The following is a 22,234-nucleotide window of genomic DNA, read 5'->3' as shown; positions in this document are numbered from 1 at the left end:
ACATGTGCACCGAAAGGCTATTGTGACCGCTCACTCACCCAATACCCCGGAGCCGCAGACTACTCCGCTCGCGGCACGGATTCGGCTTGCGCACGCCTACTTCCAGCGGATTGCCGACATGCACTCCATCGATATTCTGCATGTCAAAGGCTACGCTTTCTCCCAGGAAATTTACCGCAAGGGCAGGTACAGCTCCGACGCTGACCTGCTTGTCCGGCCCTCTCACGTGGACCGCTTTGTAGAGATTCTTATGGCAGATGGATGGCGTATCCAAGCCCACTTCGAGACAGGTTCCGTGTTCGAGCACGCGATGACGCTCTACCACGCTTCATGGGGCCTGACTGATATTCATCGTTTCTTCCCCGGTCTGGGACGCCACGGCGATTATGAGAAGGCGTTTGACCGTGTCTGGGCGGCACGCAAGACCCGTATGATTGCTCACCGTCCATGCACTGTCCCCAGCGATCTGGACGCGCGTCTTCTCGTGGTGCTTCACCGCGCCCGCGCTGCATCACGTTACAGCGCAGATATTAACTATCTGGTCTCTCTGCTCTCCTACAGCGATTGGCAGCGCCTACGAGCCCGCGCCGAGGAGCTTGACTCATCCCTGGCATATAGCGCGGCCATGGGCGGTCTGGAGCAGTACCGTGACGACCGCGACTACCTACTGTGGCTGTCGGTCTCCCAGGATGTGCCCCACTACATCCAGTGGATCGGACGTCTGCAGTCGGCGACGACCCTGCACGATAAGCTACGCACCCTCAAAAATATTTTCTTTGTGAATAAGGACCATTTGGCGATGCAGCTGGGACGCACCCCCACTAAGGCAGAGATACGTGCAAAGTTCTTTGAGCGTTTTGGAATCAAGGTGAAAAAATGAGCAATCCGGTAGATTCCCGTCAGACCGTGTACGGCATCCCCGAGAACATCGCGTATGTTCATTCTGAAGAGTTCGCTAAGTACTCCCCCACGGCAACTTATCTCGCAAATCTTGCCAATGGTGAGCTGTCTGTTCTTCAGGATTCAGCCTCTATTATTTGGAGTATTTTTGAGGACCCGATGCCGTTGCAGGACGCTATCGACGTGCTCTGTGAAATGTATGAACAGCCCATAGAGACCATGGGGCCGCAGATTGAGGGTTTCATTCCAGAACTGCTCTCCAAGGGACTCCTAGAGGCCCGCTAAGGCTCTCAGAACAAATAAAGAAGGCGGGGTGGTAGAACTTTATAGTTCTACCGCCCCGCCTTCTTCTATGAGCCGAGCTCTTTTAGTCTTCGGGCAAAGCCTGCACGTACATCTTCAGACGGCTGATAAAACGAGCCTCCGAGAAACCGTCAACGTGCTCGCGGATGTAGTCTGCATCCCAGTCGTCCGGGTTGAAAGCTTTGAGAGCTTCCACCAGCTGCTCCACGGTCGGCTGGTTGATGAACATACCGGTCTTGCCTTCCTGAATAGTATCCAAGAAGCCGCCCGCACGGTAGGCAATCACGGCCTTACCGCTAGCACCCGCTTCCAGCGGAGTAATACCGAAGTCCTCATAAGAGATAGCCAGCAACGCCAAACAGTGACGGTACGCATAACGAAGCTGCGCGTCCGAAACACCCGAAGCAATACGAACAGTCGGGCCCGCAAGCGCTTCCAGACGTTCCTTCTCCGGACCGCGGCCGATCACCAGCAGCTTCTTACCCAACTCATTGCAGGCTTCAACAGCCTTGTCAACATTCTTGTAGGGCAGCAGGCGAGAAACGATCAAGAAATAATCGTCCGATTCGGTGAACTCTTCCAGACCCGGAATAGGCTCAACCGGTGCGGTGGTGTCTACCGAGTGCGGCGGGAAGAAAATCGGAACGTCCTTCTTGCCGTACACGTTCTCGATGCGCTTCTTAATCACGCTCGCATTCGCCACGTACACCGCCGAGCGGTGAGCCGCCCAGTGATCCCACAGCATCAGTGCAGGACGCAGGGTCTTCAGCAGCAGAGGTACGGGGCCGGTGCTCTTCTCACCCAAGTACTGATCGCTCAGGTACAGCCAACGCGCCGGAGAATGGCAGTAGATGAACTTACGGCCGGCGAAGTTGAAACCGTGCGCCCAACCGGTCGTCGACACCACAGCACGCTCAGCCGGCACCTTCAAGAAAGAAGAAGCAAACGGCAGAATCGGCAAAGCCATGCGGTGGTTACGACGCAGATAACCAATCTTGTTCAAAGGACTCGTGATAATCTTCGCGTCCTTGAACTCGGGAAAGGTACCCTCCGGGTCGTACAGAGTCGTGTAAATCGGTGCGTCCGGGAACGCACGGTGCATTGCCAGGACAACACGCTCCGCGCCGCCGCGCTGAGTCAGGTAATCATGGGCAATCGCAATCTCTTCAGTAGCCTCAGGCTTGACCATCGGCGCGTAACGGCGCACCAGGCGACCAAGCTTCTTGAGGCTCTTCGGGATATCCGCGAGCACCGCGTCAGGGTTCTTCGGCCCGGTAAACGGAGCGGAGGTCAAGAGCTGAGTGAGTGACATTTTCTTTTCCTCCTAGAAAACTTTCTGAGCTCGCTCAGGATAGTGAATACCGGCGTAAGATGCAGCCTCAACCTGCAGCGCCACAAGCTTCTCTGCAACCTTGGCGGGTAGCTTAAGCAGAATCTTATCGCTCGCATCCCCCAGAGCCTTAATGGTCTTCTCGGTGGTGAAACGAGCGAGGGTCTTGACCAAGAAACCCCAGGGACCGGTCGGGTTCGGGGCAGGGTGTGCATCTTCGCCGTGCTTACGCACGAAGATGGTGCGGGCAGAACCCGAGTGCAGGGCACGCAGGGCACGCACCGCAGTGGTGGTAGCCTCAGCATAGTGCTTGACCTCAACCTCATCAGAGATGATGATGCGGCCACCAGCGTCATGGACCATTTTGCCCATGTCTACGTCTTCCCACCCGTAGAGACGGTACGCAGGGTCGTATCCACCAGTACGGTCAAAGTACTCCGCAGAGATAGAAGAGTTGCCGTTCCAGTACAGCCAACGGCCTTCTTCAGCTACGCTGAGGGCTCCCTCTTTGAATCGGGCATCGCGGAAGTTACCGTACACACGAGAATAGGGAGTGTCCGGGTACACGTTCTTCAAGGTACCAATCACACCGTCATAATCACGGTGCAGGCGAATCTGCGCCTCGACATAGTCAGCAGCAGGCTCAAGATCGTCATCGCAACGGATGAGGATATCCGCATCAGCCGCACGGTGACCAGCGTTCAGCGCTGCCACACGACCGCGGTTCTCCTCGAAAACAATCTTGGTCAGGTTCAGCTTGCCTTCCGCAATGTAGCGGTCAAGCACAGCTTCGCTGTTATCAATATCGCCGTCGAGGACCACGATAACCTGGAAGTCCTTCTCGGTCTGGGCAGCAAGCGCATCCAGCGGGTAGTGCAGAATATCTGCACCACCGCGAGAGGGGATGATAACCGCAGCCTTGTAACGGTGGGTAGTCGTCATAATTTTCCTTCGGGTTTGAGTGAGAGGATATCCGTTGGGAATGATCTATAGGGTTAGAAGCACCTTAGCGGATAAAACGCTCCAGAACCTCACCAACACGGACCTTACCTGCTTCAGGCGAGTAATTCTCCTGCCAACGCCAGAACAGCTCGGAGGTTCGCTCCGCCAGGGCATCCGTATCTTCTCGAAGCTCAGTACCCAGGCTCTTAATAGCCTGCGCAAGAGCTACCGGCTGATCAGCAGGCACAACGTACGGGTACGAGGCGCCGCCCAGCACCTCCGATAGCGCACCCGCGTCACTGACGATTACAGGGACGCGTGCGCTCATCGCTTCAGCGACCACCAAGCCAAAGGACTCGGGGGCAATCGAAGGTACAACGAGCATGTCGATGTCACCAAAAAGACGGTCCGGGGTAGTCCAGCCCAAGCGGGTGCTGAAGGTAGCAACACGAGCTAGCGCATCCTCAACCTCAGCGCGTTCTTCGTCAGATGCGAAGACAGGCTCGCCGCCAATCACCAGGTCGTATTCAATGCCGTTAGAGTTCAAGGAACTCATCGCCTGGCACAGGGTCGCGATGCCCTTAGACGGAGTCAAACGCCCCAGGTAACCGACGCGAAGTCGGCGCTCCCCCACACGGTGATCAAGCTCGGTGGATACGCCACTGACCCAGTTCGCAAACAGCTCGCTACCGGGGCAGGCACGAGCCACATAGCGGCTAGGCACCAGGGTGACAGACGCCTTATGGCGGGCAAAGGGTACGAGCTTCGCGTTCACACCGGCAGGAAGCTGATGCAGGTGCACGATGCGGTTCTTACGGCCGCCCGTTGCCGCTGCGGGAACCAGACCGTTACACCACAGCAGAACATCCTTGTGGCGAGCGTGCCAGCTACGCAGAGCCACCATGTACTGTGCGCGGTTCTTAGCTGGCAGTACCACGCGCGCAAAACCTTCATCCGCAGCAGCTTCTACAAGCTGCTTCGGCTCGGAAGGGCCCACAATGGTGACCTTGTAGCCAAGGCTACGGGCCGCGCGGGCGATGTTCAGAAGCATGACCTCGCCGCCGCCCATGTCACCGTTATTGGTGGCGATGTAGAGTGCTTTCATCGTTATACTTTCCTCGCCCGCTGACGGATAGAACTGACGTCAAACGATTTAGACGTAGTCGACTTCTTAGGCATTTCTTGATGGGTTACAAGGGCAGGAGCTTCATTCTCAATAAGCTCGCCGTTCTGCAACTCAGGTTTTTCCTCGCTGCTCTGCGTCTTCTGCATAGCACCTGGTTCATGGTGTCCGCTATCCGAAGCGTCCAAATCCTTATCCGGGTTCAGGTACAGCAGTGCAAGACCCACCACGATAGCCCACGGCACAGTCAGAATCACCTCACCAAGACGCTGAGAGGTAATAATGATAATCACCATTGCGGCTTCGGCAATAACAATGCGCTGAGCACGCTGCTGCTTCCAGATGAATGCGGCAGAAATCATCAAGGATACAATCACAATCATATAGAGCCATCCAGCCTCCTGGACCAACGTCATATATGAGTTGTGGAAGTAAAAGTATCGATCCTGTAGCGGAACCTGTGCAGTACCCAGACCACCGCCGTACCACGGAACCACATCAATCATGCGGTACATTCCTTCGTCAATTCGCTGACGCAATAGGTCACTACCGAGTCGATCCGCGAAAGCACCCGCACGAGCAAAGTTATCTTCCAGGTAGTTCACGCCTAGATAGAACAGATACGCCAGAACAGCTTTGCCGAAGAGATTCAGACGGTAGGAGAAGTACAGCCACAGGACGGCGAAGGCATACGCAGCCAATGAAGTGCGAGAACCAGTTAGCCACAACATGCCCGCAGTAATAGTGATAGCGGCAATGCGGTGGTTTGTCTTTCTGACCATGGCGACAAAGAGAAAACCGAAAAGCGCATAGTACAGACCCGATTGGTTCTTATCATTGAGCCAACCGGTCAACGTACCGCCATAGTTATCAGGTGCTATACCCGCATAGAAGCCAATGACGTTGACAAATAGACCAAAGGCCACACCAAACAGTAGAGAACGGATATCAATCTTCTTCTGCGCAATCTGCAGAGCGAGCAGTACCACAACCGCCATTCGCACAGCGCGACGAATCGCATACTCAACAGGGAAACTGTTGAACGTCAAAGTCTCAAATAGTGCCCAACCAATAGCTAACAGAAGAATCGTAAAGAATAGCCCGTTGTAGGTGTTCTCGATTTTGGCAGGCTTCGTCAAGTTGTAGAGTACGAGCACCATCACCACGACAGTTCCCACTGGCATAGCAAAAAACGCTGTTGTAATACCAATAAAAATTAGGCCAAACCCTGCCCAGAAATCAAGCATTGACAGTTTCGAAACACTACTAGCAAGGTATTTCGCTTCAGCTTTCGCAGTCTGCCCAAAACGAGTAGCATTGCTCGAAGAGGCATCTGTGGAAGCTGAATACTTAGTTCCAGATGCAGGTTGAGAGTGAGCTACAGTCATTTCTTCTCCAAAGTACGAGTGTATATCTCAGTAGTTTGAGCAGCCATCTGCTCGTTTGAAATCCAGGTGAAAGGCTCAGCCTCACCCTTCTGCAGCTGCGCACGCATAGCCTGCAGAACATCCTGAGTCAGGGTTGCACTTTGGCGGTCTACCAGCTCGTCGGCGCCCAAAATCTCCGGGTTACCACCCACAGCGGTAGCGACCGTCTTCAGACCAGCTGCCTTAGCGTCCAGCAGAGTGTAGGAGCAGTTCTCCCACACCGACAGCTGAACAATCATGTCGCTACGGCCCATCGCCTCAATCGGGTTAACGAAGCCGCTGAAGGTCACCGATTCCCCCAGGTTCAGACGCTGAGCCTGAGCCTGCAACTCGGACGCCAAATCGCCAGAGCCCGCAATCTCAAGATGAGCCTGCGGGTAATCAGCACGAAGCTGCGCAAAAGCGTCCAGTAGCACGTCAATGCCCTTCTCAGGGGACAGACGGGACAGCGAGAGAATACGCGGACCTCCCTCTGCGGGAACACGCTGCTGCTCAACAGCCGCGTGCACCTCGGGGATATCCACGCCGTTGTACACCAGCTCCACACCACGAGCGCCCCACTTGGCACGCATCTGATCAGCGGTAGAACGAGAAACAGCAATCGCCTGATCGGTACCCCACAGGCGCACACGATGCACGGTCTCCATGAGCTTAGAACGCCAGGAGCTACCGTGGTACACCGAGTCATTACCAGCAATACCGTGCTCAGTGGTCAGAAGCTTCGGCACGCAGGTGCCGCGCTTGATGACGCTACGGATGCGTAGTGCATTGACCACAGCGGTCGCTACAACGTCCGCATACGCCAGGTGGCTGTGCACAATATCCGGGCGGAGCTGCTCAACAGCCTTCTGCAAAGAAGCAAAAGAAGTCTTAAAACCGTAGTCGGGACCGAACTCAGCCTTGATGACGGTGACGCCCAGTTCCTCGAGGCGGCTCGTGAGCTTACCTTCGGGCGCGAGAACCACCAGGTTAAAGCCGGGGAGCCCGGCACGTGCCATATCGACAACGTGCCGAGCTACTCCACCAAAATCGGGAACCGGAACGACCCATAGAGCCGTTGGTGTAGAGGTCATGCCTTAGTCAACTTTCGAGTGAGGAAAGAACGGAAGGATGCAGAAACCTTAGTTTCAATGGAAATATGCACCAGGTAAGCGAAGCAGATTACCAAAACCAATGCAATAATACGTGCCCCCCAGGGACCAGCCACCGGGTAGAACATATCAACAAGCATATAACCGACCATAGCGTGGCCCAAGTAAAGGGGATAGGAAATGCGTCCCAAGAAATTCAGCGGACCCCTCGAAAGTACCGGAACGTTCTTCAGATATACAACGATGAAGAACACCAGACTAATCAGTGCCACACCGATTCCATGAGCAAGATCATGCATCAGCGCTGCGTTGAGGGAAGCCAGAATCGCAAAGTACGGAATATGCCAGGTGAACTTTCGATCATGGCTATACATGAAGAACATCATGCCCAGGCTAAAGAGCGAAGAATGTTCCGCAACCGCAGCCCACACAATCATCTTCGGTGCTCCACCGAGAGAAGCCTCCGGGTGGAAAAGCAGACACAGAGCCGTACCGATAACCGACCAGGTGAGCAGAATCGTAGTCAGCTCCCCACGGTAAATCTTTCCCTTCCGGATAATCAGGTACAGGGCAACCATCACGTAGAACTGCAGTTCCACTGCCAGCGTCCAGTACACCTGATCCACGTTATCCACACGCAAGAAGCGTTGCAGCATCGTCGTGTTAATCAGGGTCTGCGGAATCGTAATATGGCGTCCGGGGTTTCCGTAGATGAAATACACCAGCGCCGATACCGCCAGCGCAAACCAATAAGTCGGGTAAATACGAGAAAAACGCGAAATCGCGAACTTCAGTGCCGACCCGCTCTTGATGGCGCTGAGCAGGATCACGAAACCAGAAATGATGAAAAAGAGCTGGACACCCAACTCACCAAGGGCGATGTCATAGGGCGAAGGAGCAGTCCGCGGATAATTCTCCGTAGCGGGAACACCCAGGTGATAAATCACCACGGTAATAGCAGCCAGGCCGCGGAACCCGTCCAGCTCCCGGAAACGCCCGGGAGTGATGAAGTCCTGATCAAGGACGTCACCCTCCCGAGCTTTTACGGTCTGAGACTTGGCCATAGACGCCGGTCCTACAGCCACTTCTCGAGGCGGTCCAGTGCAGTGAAGAAGCCTTCACCGTTGTTGATGTGGCCCTGCCAGATTTCGGGAATGAAGGATGCCTTCGGTGCCAGCTCACGCAGCTGCTTACCCAGGGATGCCCAGTCGACATCGCCTTCGCCAACCTGAACGCCCTCACCGTCAACGCCGGTGCCGTCCACCAGGTGCAGGTGGATGGACAGCGGTGCCAGCTGCTCAACAGCCTCCGACAGCGGAATGTTCAGGAAGTTGCAAGCAAGCATGGTGTGGGAGATGTCCAGGCAGAGTGCGGTGTCGAATGCACGCGAGAACTCGGCGGTGTCCTTCGGATCCAGGAACAGGTTGTGGTACTGCTGACCACCCATCAGCCAGGGGTACGGGGGCAGAGTCTGAGCCGCCAGGCGAACACCGGATGCGTCCAGACGCTTCAGCGCCTCACCGATACGCTCATACTTCTCAGCACGTGCGGATGCGGGGATGTGCTTGTCCTTGGTGAAGCCACCCATGGTCACGACCATAACCGGGTCCTCGTCTACAGTGAAGTAGCGGGTCAGGTCACGGGTGATGTCAATGGTGCGCTGAACCTCAGCGATGGAGCGCTCCCACACCTCGGAATCCTTCGACGCGAGGTCCACCAGGAAGTCGCCTGCGAACAGGTCGGGCAGGTGGGTGGTGAAGCCCATGTCCAGCTTGGAGTCAAAGACGTCGTCGATGTTAATCTCGAGGTCCTTGTAGGAGAAGTGGAACTCCAGGAAGTCCGGCTTCGCCTCTTCAATCAGCGGCTTGTAGTCGTGGTAACGAACCGGCAGACCCCAGGGACGGTCGAACTTGAAGTCGCGGCGGGTCACCAGGTCATCCTTCAGGTCGCCCTCGAAGAAGAACGAGCCTTCTTCAACGTCGCGCTGCATGGTGCGGCCCAGCAGCTGCGGCAGGTAGTTCGGCTGCAGACCGCGGCCGGGGGATTTCACAGCAACATCAGCCTCGGTCACGACCTCGCCCTTAGCGATGTGGCGGGTAGCAACCAGGGACTTTGCCAGGTTCACACGGTTCATCAGCTCACCGGTGGACACCTCACGAGGAGCAGCAGAACCAATAGCGGTCTCAACCTCACGGATCTGCTGGACCATTGCCTTGAATTCCTCAGGCAGCAGGGAGACGGTGTGGTCGTTACCCTCGAGGGTCTTGTCGGTGGTGAAGTGCTTCTCAATGATCTTCGCGCCGCGAGCAACAGCAGCAATCGGCACGTGGTAGCCACGCTCGTGACCGGAGTAACCGACCAGGCACTGACCGATCTCAGCCAGGCGGTCCATGTACGCCAGGTTGACGTCCTTGAAGGGTGCCGGGTACGCGGACTGGCACTGCAGCAGAGCGTAGGATGCGCCAGCGTTACGCAGCAGAGCCACGGACTCGCGGATTTCCTCTTCACGGCTCATACCGGTGGAAACCAGCATGGGCAGGCCGCGGGAAGCCACGTCGCGCAGCAGCTCGTGGTTGGTCAGGTCAGCAGACGCAATCTTCATACCCTGGATGCCGTAGTCAACCAGCGCCTGAACGGAGGGTGCGTCCCAGGGGGTGCACATGATGTCCATGTCGTGCTGCTTGACGTGGTCGAAGACCTCGTACATCTGGTCAACGGTCAGGGAGAAGCGGGACAGCAGGTCCAGGGTGTACTGAACGCCCAGGTCCTCACCTGCGGTTGCCGCACCGCGCTGGCGGTACAGAGCGTCCATGTCGCGCAGCTGGAACTTCACAGCGTCCGCGCCGGACTCAACAGCCAAATCCACCAGTTCCTTAGCGAAGTCAACGCTACCCTGGTGGTTGTTACCAATCTCAGCAATGATGAAGGAGGGGGAATCCTCGCTGATGGTGTGCTTACCGATGCGCAGGACGTCCTGCTCGTCCATTGCCAGTGCCACGAGGTGCCCGCGTTCGTCGGTCAGCGGCACGTGGTTGATACCCTTCGCGAAGTATGCGCGCAGGGTCTCGGGGTCAGCGTTAACCGGTGCGGTCTGCGGGTTGGTGTTCGCCGCGTCCAGAGCGCTGGTCTCCAGGGACGCAGTGGGGTTAGCAATCAGCCAACGACGGAAGTCACCGTCAGAGAGCGAACCGCGCAGGATACCGGACTCGTTCACCAGGAAGATGATGCGCTGACCGTTAGCAGAAATCTTCTGCAGAGCGTTGAGAATGGGGTCTTCAGCAAAGACCACGTAGGGGGCAATATTGCGTTCAATAATCACGATTTTGACCTTTTCGTTTGAGTGTTTAGTTGAATGCCTGAGTGCCGGTCAAGCCGGGAGCAGCAGACGAGGTACTGCCGCTGGTGAAGGCTACTTGCCTTCGGCCAGGATCTGAGTGAGCTGATGCTCTGCCACGGAGAAGTCAATCGGTGCGTCAATGTCGACGCCCTCGACCTCGTCCAGCATGAACAAGTCAATAGTACCGCCGGGGTAGCCGGCCAGGCGGTTGTGGTGCTCAGTGTACACAGGAGTCTTCGTGATGTACATGGAGCCGTTTTCGCGGTAGCGGAAGGTTTCCTTAGTCAGCTCCTGACGGCGCGGACGGTGCATAATCTCGAAGGCTGCGGTGGGTTCCCCATCGGCGTGCCAGGTCCAAATGAACGGGCCGATCGGGATCACGCCGACCATGGAGTCCTTACCGTTCTCCGCGAACTGGCGGACCGCACGAGCCAGAGTACCGGGCAGACGCACCGGGCTGGTTGCCTGTAGCAGCATGACAGCCTCGGGTTCCCAACCGTTTTCGGTGTAGAACTCGATGGCGTGCTCGATGACCGGCTCGGTTGCGGTGGTGTCTTCAGCCAGGTGTGCCGGGCGAATGAACGGCACCTCCGCACCATACTCGCGGGCGATATCAGCCAGCTCAGCATCGTCGGTGGAGACGACAACACGCAACTCGTGCTCGCCGGCTACTTCTTCCTTAGCAGCCAGTGCCTGCTCAATGGTCCATGCGACCAGCGGCTTACCCGCGATAGGACGCAGGTTCTTACGCGGAATGCCCTTCGAGCCACCGCGCACGGGGATGACGCAGAGAATACGCATTATGCCTCCAAAGTTTCAATCATGAGCTCGGCGATGCGACGCGCGGGCTCCTTATCCGGCTGAATCGGTGCGGGGGTCGGTTCCTGACCCCACTGGTTCATGCCGTACCGGTCCCAGAATTCCACCAGCCATGCCGGCGGTGCCGGGTGGTATACCCACGCCGGGATTCCGCGGATTGCAGCCTCCAGAACGCCGGTAGAGAAGATGGACACCACCGGGTTTGGCACCTCGTTCAGCGGGGTGCCGGAGCGGTCAATGCGGATGCCTTCTTTCTCCCACAGCTTGTGGGTCAGCACCGACAGCTTGTCCTTCTCGCTCGGGTGCGGGCGGTAGGTTCCACCAAACTTCTTCAAGAAGGAGTGGGAAGCGTACGCGAAGGATGCGCGCGGCAGTTCCGCACCGTGCATCTGTCCTAGGAAGATCGGTTCCAGGTCGTTCTGCTTCTGCGCCTCAGCACCGGCAGCCTTCTGCGCCGCAAGGTAAAGCAGCTGCGAGCCCACCGCGTGGGTGCTCACATCGCGGCGACCCGATGCCCAGAATTCCGCATCAGCTTCGCTGAAAGCCAGCAGGGTGCATCCGACCGGTAGCGGCGGTGCCTGCGGCACGAGCAGACCGTGCTGAACCACCCAGTACTCCGCGCCAATCGCGCGAGCGTACTCGTAGGCTGCCGCACCGCGTGCCAGGTAGTGGCCCAAGGAGAGAACTACGCGCACACCGGGCAGGAGCTCCTGCAACTGGTCTCCTGTCGCTTCCTGCTCGCTCCAGGCATCGCGGTCGTAACGTTCAGTGGCGTACTGGCCGTTGAGGTACTCCGAAGCGTCCTCAGGGACCCACAGGGCCACACCCACGTTTTCGAGGTACTTGAGCGGCTCCAATAGGGAGTTACGGCTCGTCGGCGAGAACGAATCGAGCACGATGAGCACGCGGGGTACGGCACCGCGGGTGTACAGCACGCCGCCGACGGGGCCTTCCTGTTCAGCCGCACCTCCGCGCAGACGGTTCACGAACTGACGTGCCTCCGTCTTAGCCCAGCGCAGGGTATTCTGGCGCTTCTGCCAGGCAGCCCATGCGTCAATATCAACGGGATAGGTTAGGCCCATAGCTGCTCCAAAATCTTTACACGCTGATCGAAGGTGTGCTCAGCCAGAGTACGCTTCTGACCGGCTTCACGAATCTGACGAGCCCACTTCGGCTCACGGAAAATACGGGTACAAATCTCGATGAGCTCATCAATGCTCTCGTAGACCAGAACCTCTTCGCCAGGAATGTAGTAGCGATCCACATCGGCACGGTCAATCACCTGCAGGGCGCCCACGCCGGGAGCCTCAAAGGTGCGCATGGTGAAACCATCCTGGTTATTGTGGATGTTCAGCGTTGCCGGGGAGGACGCCATGATGCCGTACGCCTCAGAGCGGTCAATATCGCGGCCTGCGGGCACACCGGAATCCTTGAACTGCTTAGTGCGCAGAATGTCATAGGGGTGACGCGACCAAGCACGACCGTAGGCACGCACCGGCAGACCGGCTGCGACCAGCGCCTGCAGGGTCTCCTCACGGTTCGGGTACTTAGCGCCCACAAAGTTGATGGAGTCCTCACGCATGGGGACAACCGGGCAGTGGGTGTCGTAGGCGTTGGGCATGTCGAGCACCTCGAAGCCCTGCTCACGCAGGTGCTGCGCGTCCAGCGGGCTGTAGCTTGCCAGCGAGCCCAGGTGGTGCAGGTCCTCTTCGGTGTAGCTCATGCGGCGCATTTCGTCGTAGAGCCAGGTGCCGTAGCGAACACCGGAGGTCTTCAGCAGATCCCACCATTCGCGGGAGAGCATATCGCCCTTAATGACCAGCACAATATCGGGGCGGAATTCGTTGAAAGCGTCAATAGCCTTACGGGTAGCCTGCGCTGCGAAGCTTTCGGGGCGGTACTTCTCGGGCAGCTCGTGGGCAAGCTTGTTGAGGATACGCTCGGGCAGAGTACCCGGCGCATCGTAGATGTGGGTGCGCACTTCGTATCCGTGCACTTCCAGGGATGCCTGAATTGCCTTCCAATACCCGTGGAATGCGGGCGAGAGCAGTAGAAGTTTGGGCTGAGTCATATGAGGATTGAATCCTGTCGGCGTTTGCTATACGAACCCGCAGGGTAGAACCGTGCGGTGCTATGTGTTGGAGTGAAGAGGAACGGAAAGTTTCACCTACAATTTGAGGCAAAACATACCTATTGAAATTTTACAACGAAAGCAGGAGACGACACACTCGAGTGCACTGTGTCGCCTCCTACGTTCTATATGTGCCTTCTGCTGAAGAGCGCTAGGAATCTTGCGGAACTACCGCTGTAGATTCCGCACGTTTCGCGCCTAGTTCTCGCGGCGCTCTGCCTTGGCGATACGCTCCAGCTCGGTGGCGAGGAAGCCACGAGCGTCCACGTCCTTATTGCGCAGGCCGCGCACCGAGTTCACCAGGAAGTTCGCGTAGCTGGTAGCACGCAAAGCAACAGCGAGCTTCTTCTCCCAGCCCCACTTATCCGCATAAATGAAGCGAGCGGTGGTCAGCCACTGTACACGACGCTCGGAGGGCGAAGATCCGCCTCCCTCGTGGGTTACAGTCACCGAAGGAATCAGGTAACGGTCCACACCAGCGTTCGAGAGGCGGTACTGGAAATCCACCTCTTCGCTGTTCATGTAGAAACGCTCATCCATGCCACCGATGCGGTTGAAGGTCGCACGAGGAACGACCATGCATGCACCCATAACCCAGTCGACCTTCGCGTCCGAGGTACCGGTGCATGCTTCAACGTCGTGACCGACACCGCGGTGCCACCAGTCGGTCGGCTTGAAACGAGCCAGCGGAGTGAACCATTCCCACGCAATATGCGCTGCGGTGGGGAACTTACGTGCGACCCACTGCTGCTTGCCGTCGTGGCCAATAACCTGCGGGCTAGCCAGCACCTCGCCGTGGCGTTCCACGGCTGCGAGCATGCGCGAGACGAAGCTGTTATCCAGCTCCAGGTCGCTGTTGAGGATGAAAACCCATTCACCGGTCGCGGCAGCAACACCGGAGTTCACAGCCTTACCGAAACCACCGTTAACAGGGCGGCGAACCACGGTCACGCCCTCAACCTCGGGGAACGGGATGGGCGAAACATCATCAGAGACAATAATCTCAATGTCTGCGGAGTCAATGCCCTGCTGAGCACGCAGAGTGTCAATAATGGCAAGAACCGGCTCCGGCTCGCCGTAGAAAGGAATAACCGCAGAAACGCGGGGAAGGAAGGTCATGTATTACAATCTTTCTTGAGTGAGAGGGATAATAGAAACCACCGTAGCGGTGGACGCTATCGTCTCTAGGATTATACAACTTCACTACTTTTTCAGCTGCACTTTTCGATTACCTATGCAGTTAACAAATACTCGCCCACTATCAACTCGCTATCTTACACATTCGAAAGGGGACTTTCTCGTGGATTCTGATATCCAACCCATCAATGAATCAGAAAGGGTCGCCGTATACACTGTTCAGCAACCCGCTTTCAAACGTGCTGTCAATGCGGCTTACAACTCTATTCGCCATAAGTATCTGGGGAAATATATTAACCTTCTACGTCGTGGCGAAAAATTTATTCTCCTTTCCTACCCCATCTCCCGGGGAGGTAATTGGCTGTATCTATGGGCCCGCGCGGCTACTCTGCGCCATCACGGTACTGACAAAGCATCTTTGCTTTATGGTCCCGGAATGGAGGCATGGACCGAGGAGTTCCCGAAGCTTGCCTCCATTACGGCTTCTTCGTCAGAGTATACGTTCTTTACCCGCCGTAGCGGCTACTTCCCGACGGATATTGAGAAGGATATCAGCGAAGAAGATTTGCACTTTTTTATTCGCGAGTACCTTCTTTCTTCAGAAGCCTTTAGCGAGCGCCTTGCAAGAATGCAGAACGTAGTGGATGAAAATTCTCTCGTCATTAACATTCGCCGTGGCGATTACTATTCTGTGCCTCAAATTAATGAGGTTTTCGGAATTGATACGGTGACCTATGTGGAGGAAGCACTGAAGAAACTTCAGGATACCGTAACTCCTTCAAAGATTATTTTTGTATCAGATGATCTTCAGTGGTGCGAGGAAAACCTCTCACACCTGAACTCAGTAGCACCCTGTATCTTTGAAAAGCAGGGTTCCGGTATGTTCGACGATCTGGCCCTTGTGGCCAGCGCCCCTTACCTGATTCTGACCAACACGACTTTCGGTTATTGGGGCGCCTATATCGGTGAGTTGCTGGCCCAAAAGCTCGTCCTTTCCCCTGATATTCATCAAGTTATTTCTGAAGATGCTCGTATCTATCAGAGCCGCCCAAAGATGCACCGTACTCATTGGGTTGCTGTGCATCACCCCGAAGGTAAAAACTGGATTACGGGTGAAATGCTGTGATTAACACTCTTAAATCCCTCAAGCACCAGCTTTTCGTGCTGAAAATTAATCATGATAAAAAACGCGAAGCCATTGCGCTCCGTGAGAGTACTGAGTTTAAAGAACGTTACGCTTCGCTCGATAAAACATTTACCCACACGGTTCTCCCCTCCGGCCCCTTTATATGGGGCATAACCATGGTGAAGAACGAAGCAGATATCATCGAGCAGACAATCCGACATCTATTCGATCAAGGTGTGGACCATATCTTAGCAGCTGATAATGGCTCTTCAGATGGGACCTATGAGATACTGCTCGAACTCAGCAAGATCCTACCTGTGCACGTTATTCAGGACCGTGAACTAGCCTACTACCAATCAGAGAAAATGACCTGGCTTGCTGACCGGGTGATGGAGGCGGGCGCTGAATGGATTATCCCGTTCGACGCTGATGAATTTTGGTATGGTGTTTCCGCTCCGCTATCGGAAGTCCTACGCTCGCAAAAGGGGCGCACTATCGAACTGACGAAGCTGTACAACGTTTTTCCCAGTATTGAAGGACCTAGTCTCAGGGTTGATCCAACTCCCCACTGGGACCTGAAAGTGTGTTTCTCACGCTGGGAAAATGCCGTTATCAAAATGGGTAACCATGAGGTCATTGCACCGGGTAAGCAGAAGCTTAATGAAGTTGCTATCATCCACTACCCCTGGCGTTCAAAGGAACAATTTACTCGCAAGCTACGTCAAGGGGCTAAGGCGTTGGAAGCCACCGATCTGCCTGAAGATATGGGCTACCATTGGAGACGTAATGGTGATATAACCATTGAAAGTGCTACCCCCCTGTGGGAAGCACTTTTGCGCGGCGAGGTTAACCATAAAACCGTCACTTGGCATCCAACCGGCCCTCTTACACCTATTGGTTCTTTACCTCAAGAGTTTAAAGAAATCGTTCATTTGCTCAAAGAGAAGACGGCTACAGGTATTTAACAAGGACCTTTCCAGACGGTAAAAATACAACATAAACATGCTGTAGCAAAAGAAGGGGCTCTCGTTCGTGACGAGAGCCCCTTCTACTTTAGATATGCAGTCTATGAGACTAATCCGGCAACTGGCCCAGCTTCACCAGGTTAGCGAACTCTGCGTTTGCTCGCTGCACCTCAGCGAAGGTGCCTTGATTAGCAATTCGGCCGTTGGAGAGGTAAACCAGCTGGTCAACATTGCGAACCGTCGATAGACGGTGAGCCACGATAATGACCGTAATATCCTTAGAAATACGTTCGATGGTCTTCGTAATCTTGTGCTCGGTCTCGTTGTCCAATGCGCTGGTCGCTTCATCCAGAATCAACACACTCGGGTTACGGTACAGAGCACGGGCGATACCCAGGCGCTGCTTCTGACCACCCGACAAACGGGTAGCGTTGTAGCCAATCTTAGTTTCCAGGCCATTCTCCAGGGAATCGATGACCTCGGTCAGAGCAGCCACTTCGAGGCAGTACTTGACGCGTTCCACGTCAATTTCCTCCGGCTTTAGGCCGAACGCCACAGCCTCCAGCACAGTGGAATCTGCGATAAAGACATCCTGGGGAACGTAGCCGATATGCTGGTGCCAGGAACGCAGATCCTTCAGAATCGACTCACCGTTCTGCAGCACCTGACCACGGGTCGGCGCAAAGAGACCCAGAATAAGGTCAATCAGAGTAGTCTTACCCGAGCCAGAACCACCCACAAAAGCAATTGAGGAACCCATCGGGATGTCAAGGGTGATGTCCTTCAGCACAGGCTTATCACCGTCAGGGTACTGGAAGGTCAGATTATCAATCTGGATATTAACCGGCTCAATGCTCTTATTGATGTAGTCGAGGTTCTTCGGGACGACCGGTGCAGAGGGCATCTTGAACATACGCTCTTCAGGAGTAAGGTGTTCAAGCTCTTCCAACAGTTTCTCGCTGGCATGTTCACCTGCGCGGATGCTACCAAGAGAGGCAACCATACGGGTGTAGTTAGGCAAAATACGAATGCAGGCACCAGCAAAGAGAAGCAAGTAGCCAGTGCTATCAGCACCTTGCGTAGCACTCATAAAGGCCAAGAGAGCAGCAATACCAACAATGAAGATGATTTCCAAGGTGTACTTCGGGAAATCGGAGAGGAAAGCACTACGCATCGACGCATTCACAGAGTCAATTCGCTTTTCCTGGTAGCGGTAGGTGTAGCGTTCAGTCACACCGTACATGCGGATTTCACGGAAGCCCACTACAGCTTCGATAGCTGCGTCCAGCGCACCCTTAGTCGCGTTCAGTACGATGACGCCCTGTTCGCGATTCTTGCGCTTGAGCAGAGCCTGTAGCACGAACGAAGCCAGGCCGAAGTAGATAAAGGCGAGAAGAGCGGGCACCGGCATAATGACTAGTAGCATTACCATCAACACAATAATTGACAGTAGGTCACCGATAAAGCCAAGCACACCGTTGACGAAGGTGCCGTAGGCCTGGCCCACCACATCATTTACGGAGTTCAGCACCGGGGCAGTACCGCGCTTACGGTGGTCCAGGTAGGGCTCACGCATGTAGCGGTTTAGCAGAGTCACTGAAACGGCGCTCTGCTGGGTGGCGATAAAGCCGAGGCTCCAGCGACGAATAATTAGGGAGAAGACACCCTTGAAAACAAACGCTGCGACGAGAGCCACGCCGAAGATAACGATTAGGGTGGGGGTATCCGGATCGCCGAAGAAGTTAGAAACTTTCAGGATGAAGCCTTCACGTGGGGTTCCCATGGCGAGGTTCACCAGAGGAAGTACGAGAGCCACACCAAGCATCTCAAAAAGCGATACCGCAAAGAGACCCAAAACGTTTAGTACCAGGAGCCTAAACTTTTTGCCCGGGAAAAAAACCCGAATTTTAGAGTAAACACTCTTCACAATAAGACCTATACCTTCTGTGAATATTTTTTCACAATAAATCGATGAGCCGGACGCTCAATAAAATAATGAGCCAGAAGCGCGAGAATGCTCGCGATGATAAGAGAAATTACGACATACAGCAGACCTGTTATACCGCCGTGAGCGGAGGCAGCCAAAGGTGCCGATCGCACGTATGCTAGCACCAGCTCATGCACCAGGTAAAAAGCGAAGCTCGCCTCACCGGCAATAACGGCAGCCTTCCAGAACAGGTTCTTTTCACGAGGCATGGTAGAACGCCGAATATCCCAGAGAGCCAGTACAAGAATCAATACCGCCCAAACCGGTGCCAGCAACAGGCCATGAGCCGTCTGAAGCAAGTAGAACTTTGAGCTGACATACATGGCCCCAAGAGCCAGAGTAATCATCGCCAAACAGTGGTAGCCACGAATCACGGGAACGCGGTAACCATCACGCACCATGAGAGCAAAGAGGCCCAGAGCCAGGCCGAGTGCGAACTCGCCTGAACGCAGAAGCGGGTTGGCATACACCACCACGTCCATGAAGTTCGACTGGGCGGCCAGAATGTAGGAGACCGTTGCCATCAGCAGGAACCAACCACCCAGTAGAGCAGCTTTCACACGGTAGCGCATACCATCCAAACGGTTCAACACGAACGGGGTCATGAGGTAGAAGAACGCCTCGCAGGAGAGAGACCAGCTCACCGCGTTATTCGAGAAGATAACCTCCCAAGAGGGCACCCACGCTTGCAGCAGAACTAGGTTCAGCAAAGCGCTTAGCGGGTTGAGGTCTCCAGCAGAGTTAGACACCCCAAACAGCAGAAGACCCATCAACGCCACGCAGTAGAAGAAGAAGTGCAGGGGGTATACCCTCGCAAAGCGACGAAGGTAGAAACTCTTTGCACCGGCATTCTTGTTGTACGACCATGCCAGCACGAATCCAGAAAGAATAAAGAAGAGCGAAACGCCCACGTAACCGAGACGCGCGCCCGGAATCCAGTTAGCCCACTGCGTACCGTGGATAACGTGGTAACCGAACACGAGAAGTGCTGCGGGACCGCGCACCGCGGTCAGCGAATCTAGCATAATCCTGGAGGAGGGTCGTGCGGGTGCCACCATTAGGCATCTCCCTTGGGGATTGACCCGTCTTCATTCCAGTAGTTCCATTTCAGGAACTTACCATGAACAATCGGGCCTTCCGCTACGAACTTGATTCGCTCATCGGGGCGGCCATGCGAAATGTTCTCCCATACCTCAGCAATTTCAGCATCGCTGAGCTTGCTACCCGCCTCCCAGTGAGGTGCAAAGTAGCTCAGGTCCTCACCAGTACGACGGGAAGTCTCGGTTCCCACACGTACCTTACGGGCGATCTGAGCAATACCTCGGTACTGCAGGTGAACAATCTCAAGTCGCCGCTCAATATCACCGAGGCGGCACACATCATGGTTGCCGGGGATTACCACGGCAAAGGGGTGGGAACGGAAAGCGCACTTACCCGGGAAGGGATAGGAAGCGTCCATCACCAATTCGGCGTCGACGATGTTCTCAGGCGAATCAACGGTAGGCACAGTGTGGTGGAATCCGGCATAGTAGATGCCCATGTTATCGGGTGCATTACGTAGGAAATCACCAAGCTTCTCATCCTCCGCGTACCAGAATTCGTCACCGTCAAAAGGAATAATCCAGCGAGCACCACTACGCCAAGCCAAGTGCGAAAGATAGGTTATCTTCTCAGACTGAATATGTCGGTCGCAGTTATCTTCAGCAAAGATAAGTCGCGAATCCTCGTTTGCTCGCTGACGCAAGTACTCACGAGTACCATCAGTCGAGAGGTTGTCGGCAACAATAATCCGATCAATGCCCTGGGCAAAAAAATGGTCGAGCACAGAGGGCAAAATATCTAGCTCGTTCTTAACGACAGAAACAGCCCACACTTCCTGACGAGGACCTTTAAGATGCGGTGCAGGAAGGTTATGGACTTTGAGAAAACGAATGGCTTCAACCTGATCTCGCCAGAGTTTAGGGGTGTTTCGCCGTTTAAAGGAATAACTAAGCTGACCCAATTCTGAGCGGATTTTTGAGAGAAGGTTCATGATGCCTTTCTCGACCCGTCACAAATTGCAGACGGGCCCATGTAATTGAGGAGTGATGAGTAGAGTCTAGGCATAATTCTAGCATGCAAGCTTTCTTTAGCTTTGGAGAGTTTTCTGTACTTTAGGTCATTTTTAAACAGAAGTTTCTACGAACGCTGCGGCTCTTCTACTGACTTGTAGGGTTATTCGCCACACACAGGAAAAGGAACCGTTGAAGGTGCAAGTAACTCGGTATGATAGATACTATTCATTCAACCAACCCGACACTTCCGGCTTCCCTGTTCACTGTTGGGTACGTCAATTAGAAAAGGCTTTTTGATGGGCATCTTCAACATTAAGTCCCTCAAGGACAAGTACGCTTGGGGCTCCTCCGAGGACAAAACCAACTCCGCAGAAACCGCCGAGGAACATCCGGCGACCGTTACTTCTTCCTCCGCAAATATTGCCGACGGAGTCCGCTCCCTCATTAAGAGCAACCCCGAACTGGCGGGTAAGAACCGCCGCGGGGTTGCCAGCCGTAACATCACCCCCGACGGTTCACTCCGCGAAGCCATCGGAGACTACGAAGTCCATTCCCCCTCCGAGGTAGCCGCGCAGGAAGTCACCCCGGAAGAAGAACTGAGTGCCGACGGCACTGCAACCGTCTCCGCGCAGCCCCTCACCCACACCGATATCGAGGCTACCCCCGGTGACATTCTCGACGTAGACGGCAAGCCCGCAGGCCCCAGCATTATCCGCGTGGGCCAGCATAACGCGCCCACCGTTGATGCCGAAGAACTCGCCAACCCGGAAGAAGCCAACAGCCAGAGCGCAGGAAACGCACAGCCCTCCCCCGCTACTAACTCCCGCAGCGAACGCACCCCGCTCTTCAAGTTCTCTCCCAAGACTCTCAACCGTACCGACAGCACCGGCAAAGACGGCCCCTTCGAAGCACTCTTCGTGTGCACCGGCAACATTGCCCGCAGCGCATCCGGTGAGGTGATCTCCAAGCACCTCGCCGCAGAATACGGACTGGAAGACAAGTGGATTTTCGCCAGCGCAGGCACCGGCGCACTCGTCGGTCACGGCGTCTACGAGCACGTAGCCAACGAACTTATTGAGCGCGGCTACAACCCCGAAGGTTTCGCCTCCCGCCAGCTCAACGGCCAGATTATCGAGAACGCCACCATCATCCTGGTCGCTGAGAAGGTACACGCCGACTGGATCGTGCGCGAGTGGCCCCAGCACCACGCCAAGATCAAGCTACTCAAGCAGGTTGCACGAATCCGCGAGGACGCACGCCGCGCCGAGCCTCTCTCTTACCTCTACTCGCACGGCGCCCGCCCGCTCGATAGCGACAAGCTGGAAGACCCCTACCGTCGCGGCCCCGCAGCGGCAAAGGTCGCAGTGGACGAGGTGGAACAGTCCCTGCGTGTGATTCTGCCCTGGCTTGCACAAGCACACCGCTAAGCACACGGCGCTAAATACACCACTAACCCGGCAGGAACAGATATCTATTCCTGCCGGGTTAGCTTTAGCCTCATACAACAGAATGTCCCCCACCGACCTAACGGCCAGCGGGGGACTTTTCTTTAGGCTTTAGAA

General features: G+C 55.4%; 19 protein-coding genes. 5 read left to right on the top strand and 14 right to left on the bottom strand.

Translation table 11 applies throughout. The features are described 5' to 3' along the window. The first annotated feature begins 22 nt into the window (after nt 1-22). Together O3675_RS04045 and O3675_RS04040 are read left to right on the top strand one after the other, a co-directional pair. Nucleotides 23-880 carry a nucleotidyltransferase family protein gene (locus O3675_RS04045; RefSeq protein WP_371571118.1) on the top strand — a complete coding sequence of 286 codons (858 nt, stop codon included), beginning with the start codon at nt 23-25 and terminating at the stop codon, nt 878-880. Further along, nucleotides 877-1,185 carry a PqqD family protein gene (locus O3675_RS04040; RefSeq protein ID WP_070676147.1) on the top strand — a complete coding sequence of 103 codons (309 nt, stop codon included), beginning with the start codon at nt 877-879 and terminating at the stop codon, nt 1,183-1,185. Before O3675_RS04045 ends, O3675_RS04040 begins: the two co-directional genes overlap by 4 nt. A gap of 82 nt (nt 1,186-1,267) precedes the next feature. Here the strand turns inward: O3675_RS04040 and O3675_RS04035 are convergent, their stop codons facing one another. The 11 genes from O3675_RS04035 to O3675_RS03985 form a co-directional block, all read right to left on the bottom strand. Next, nucleotides 1,268-2,515, bottom strand: a complete 1,248-nt coding sequence (locus O3675_RS04035) for a glycosyltransferase (protein WP_371571116.1) — start codon at nt 2,513-2,515, stop codon at nt 1,268-1,270. Between the two features lie 12 nt (nt 2,516-2,527). Next, nucleotides 2,528-3,475: a glycosyltransferase family 2 protein gene (locus O3675_RS04030; RefSeq protein ID WP_005506943.1), complete on the bottom strand. Its 948-nt coding sequence runs from the start codon at nt 3,473-3,475 to the stop codon at nt 2,528-2,530. Between the two features lie 64 nt (nt 3,476-3,539). Continuing rightward, on the bottom strand, nt 3,540-4,580 hold the full coding sequence (locus O3675_RS04025) for a glycosyltransferase family 4 protein (RefSeq protein ID WP_371571114.1): 1,041 nt from the start codon (nt 4,578-4,580) through the stop codon (nt 3,540-3,542). Nucleotides 4,581-4,582: 2 nt separating this feature from the next. Then, a complete protein-coding gene (locus tag O3675_RS04020; RefSeq protein WP_005506939.1) occupies nt 4,583-5,986 on the bottom strand; it encodes an O-antigen ligase in 1,404 nt (467 codons plus the stop codon). Beyond that, nucleotides 5,983-7,098: a glycosyltransferase family 4 protein gene (locus O3675_RS04015; protein ID WP_005506938.1), complete on the bottom strand. Its 1,116-nt coding sequence runs from the start codon at nt 7,096-7,098 to the stop codon at nt 5,983-5,985. Before O3675_RS04015 ends, O3675_RS04020 begins: the two co-directional genes overlap by 4 nt. Beyond that, a complete protein-coding gene (locus O3675_RS04010) occupies nt 7,095-8,180 on the bottom strand; it encodes an acyltransferase (RefSeq protein WP_005506936.1) in 1,086 nt (361 codons plus the stop codon). Before O3675_RS04010 ends, O3675_RS04015 begins: the two co-directional genes overlap by 4 nt. 11 nt (nt 8,181-8,191) lie before the next feature. Beyond that, entirely contained in the window at nt 8,192-10,435 is a 2,244-nt protein-coding gene (locus tag O3675_RS04005; protein ID WP_371571111.1) for an N-acetylneuraminate synthase family protein, read from the bottom strand. A gap of 90 nt (nt 10,436-10,525) precedes the next feature. Further along, nucleotides 10,526-11,254: a cytidylyltransferase domain-containing protein gene (locus tag O3675_RS04000; RefSeq protein ID WP_371571109.1), complete on the bottom strand. Its 729-nt coding sequence runs from the start codon at nt 11,252-11,254 to the stop codon at nt 10,526-10,528. Beyond that, nucleotides 11,254-12,354 carry an RNA-binding protein gene (locus O3675_RS03995; RefSeq protein ID WP_371571107.1) on the bottom strand — a complete coding sequence of 367 codons (1,101 nt, stop codon included), beginning with the start codon at nt 12,352-12,354 and terminating at the stop codon, nt 11,254-11,256. Before O3675_RS03995 ends, O3675_RS04000 begins: the two co-directional genes overlap by 1 nt. Then, entirely contained in the window at nt 12,345-13,343 is a 999-nt protein-coding gene (locus tag O3675_RS03990; RefSeq protein WP_070667137.1) for a glycosyltransferase, read from the bottom strand. Before O3675_RS03990 ends, O3675_RS03995 begins: the two co-directional genes overlap by 10 nt. A 258-nt stretch (nt 13,344-13,601) precedes the next feature. Continuing rightward, nucleotides 13,602-14,522, bottom strand: a complete 921-nt coding sequence (locus O3675_RS03985) for a glycosyltransferase family 2 protein (protein WP_371571105.1) — start codon at nt 14,520-14,522, stop codon at nt 13,602-13,604. A gap of 181 nt (nt 14,523-14,703) precedes the next feature. On the opposite strand from O3675_RS03985, the gene O3675_RS03980 reads away from it, so the two are divergent. Together O3675_RS03980 and O3675_RS03975 are read left to right on the top strand one after the other, a co-directional pair. Further along, the gene (locus O3675_RS03980) at nt 14,704-15,666 is read left to right on the top strand and encodes an alpha-1,2-fucosyltransferase (protein WP_294639926.1); all 963 of its coding nucleotides are present in this window, start codon (nt 14,704-14,706) and stop codon (nt 15,664-15,666) included. Further along, complete coding sequence (locus tag O3675_RS03975) at nt 15,663-16,631, top strand: glycosyltransferase family 2 protein (RefSeq protein ID WP_371571103.1); 969 nt, start codon at nt 15,663-15,665, stop codon at nt 16,629-16,631. Before O3675_RS03980 ends, O3675_RS03975 begins: the two co-directional genes overlap by 4 nt. A 109-nt stretch (nt 16,632-16,740) precedes the next feature. Here the strand turns inward: O3675_RS03975 and O3675_RS03970 are convergent, their stop codons facing one another. From O3675_RS03970 to O3675_RS03960, 3 genes are read right to left on the bottom strand one after another with little or no spacing between them, the layout of a single operon-like run. Further along, on the bottom strand, nt 16,741-18,558 hold the full coding sequence (locus O3675_RS03970; protein ID WP_371571101.1) for an ABC transporter ATP-binding protein: 1,818 nt from the start codon (nt 18,556-18,558) through the stop codon (nt 16,741-16,743). An 8-nt stretch (nt 18,559-18,566) separates the two neighbouring features. Beyond that, nucleotides 18,567-19,676: an acyltransferase family protein gene (locus tag O3675_RS03965; RefSeq protein WP_371571100.1), complete on the bottom strand. Its 1,110-nt coding sequence runs from the start codon at nt 19,674-19,676 to the stop codon at nt 18,567-18,569. Then, entirely contained in the window at nt 19,676-20,650 is a 975-nt protein-coding gene (locus O3675_RS03960) for a glycosyltransferase family 2 protein (RefSeq protein WP_371571098.1), read from the bottom strand. Before O3675_RS03960 ends, O3675_RS03965 begins: the two co-directional genes overlap by 1 nt. Nucleotides 20,651-20,968: 318 nt before the next feature. Between O3675_RS03960 and O3675_RS03955 the strand changes: the two genes are divergently transcribed. Next, on the top strand, nt 20,969-22,099 hold the full coding sequence (locus tag O3675_RS03955; RefSeq protein WP_294640386.1) for a phosphotyrosine protein phosphatase: 1,131 nt from the start codon (nt 20,969-20,971) through the stop codon (nt 22,097-22,099). Nucleotides 22,100-22,234: the final 135 nt, after the last annotated feature.

It is taken from the genome of Rothia sp. 27098_8_27, assembly GCF_041432805.1.
In the GTDB taxonomy this organism is placed as follows: domain Bacteria; phylum Actinomycetota; class Actinomycetes; order Actinomycetales; family Micrococcaceae; genus Rothia; species Rothia mucilaginosa.
Note: the sequence above shows the minus strand (reverse complement) of the source record. Positions and strands in the feature narration are given on the sequence as shown.